Annotated in this window: 2 protein-coding genes and 1 pseudogene; all 3 read left to right on the top strand. The window is 58.1% G+C overall.

Features of this window, described 5'->3' with window-relative positions; translation table 11 throughout:
• On the top strand, window positions 1-462 hold a 462-nt coding region (locus tag JOE09_RS26050; protein WP_205067857.1), incomplete at its 5' end, for a hypothetical protein.
• Window positions 462-929, top strand: coding sequence for a hypothetical protein (locus tag JOE09_RS26045; RefSeq protein ID WP_205067856.1), 468 nt, complete (start codon window positions 462-464; stop codon window positions 927-929). The genes JOE09_RS26050 and JOE09_RS26045, both read left to right, overlap by 1 nt.
• A pseudogene (locus JOE09_RS26255) lies at window positions 892-1,035 on the top strand (NlpC/P60 family protein); the annotation flags it as partial. The gene JOE09_RS26045 and the pseudogene JOE09_RS26255, both read left to right, overlap by 38 nt.

The following is a 1,035-nucleotide window of genomic DNA, read 5'->3' as shown; positions in this document are numbered from 1 at the left end:
CCATACCCCGACTGGCTGCCGCTGGCGCAGAAGTCCAACAAAAACCCGAAGACGGACACCGGATTTCGCACCGATCAGCCGCAGGTCGGCGCGCCAATCTTTCAGAAGCTGACCGACGATCTGAAAACCTCGTTCTCCCTGACGTGGATTTTCACCGAGTACCAGCACCGGGTGTTCATGCAGTGGCTGCGCCGCCCGGACTATCTCGACAACGGCAACCAGTGGTTCACGATGCGAGTTGGTACCGGAACGGGAGACGCCGGGATTGAGGTGCTGGAGCTGCATTTCACCGCGTATCCGGCGTGGAGCCAGAGCGGCTCGGTGTACACCTGGTCCGGTGACGTTATCTGCCGGCAGTTGCCGAACGCCGACGACGACTACGGCGACCTGATGATCGAGCTGCCGCCACCGTGGGGCAGCATTCTGGACGAAGTCATTACCGAAATCATACCGGAGGCATAATGCCAACACTGCGCGAAATCAGAGCGCAGAGGCCCAATCGCATTCAGTACGAAACCATCACCTTTTATCACTCAACGTTCGGGTATGTGCGCCTGGTGAACAACCAGATTTTCTCCAAGCAGCTGGCCGGCACTACATTCGAGCCATGCCGGTTCGAGCTGACGGAAAGCCAGCAGAGCAATACCCCCGTGATCGACAGCACCCTGAAATTCAGCCGACTGGCCAGCGACTTTAAGCAAAAGCTCAAAGCGTGGCGCGGCTATTCCCGCATCACGCCGATAACCGCTACGTCTGCGCTGTACGACGCGGATCAGATTACGTTGCTGAAATCGTGGGTGCTGTACGTGAGTGACTGCAATTTGGATGAGTCTGATGTGAATGTCTCTCTGTCGATGACCAACCCTCTCAACAAAAACGTAGGGCTTCTCTATGACCCAGCTGAATGGCCAGGCCTCGTTAACGGGTAGTGACTTCGCCCGGGCGATGATCGGCGTGCCCTGGGCTAACCGGGCGTGCTCATGGCAGGCCTGTGACTGCTGGGGGCTTGTGGTGCTGTACTACCGGCATGTGGCC

The organism is Pantoea coffeiphila (assembly GCF_016909495.1).
Lineage (GTDB): Bacteria > Pseudomonadota > Gammaproteobacteria > Enterobacterales > Enterobacteriaceae > Erwinia > Erwinia coffeiphila.
The sequence above is the reverse complement of the archived record's forward strand: the minus strand, read 5'-3'. Positions and strand labels throughout refer to the sequence as shown.

Excerpts from the sequence above, each read along its gene's own strand:
- JOE09_RS26045 (WP_205067856.1), top strand. The coding sequence starts at position 462 with ATGCCAACACTGCGCGAAATCAGAGCGCAGAGGCCCAATCGCATTCAG.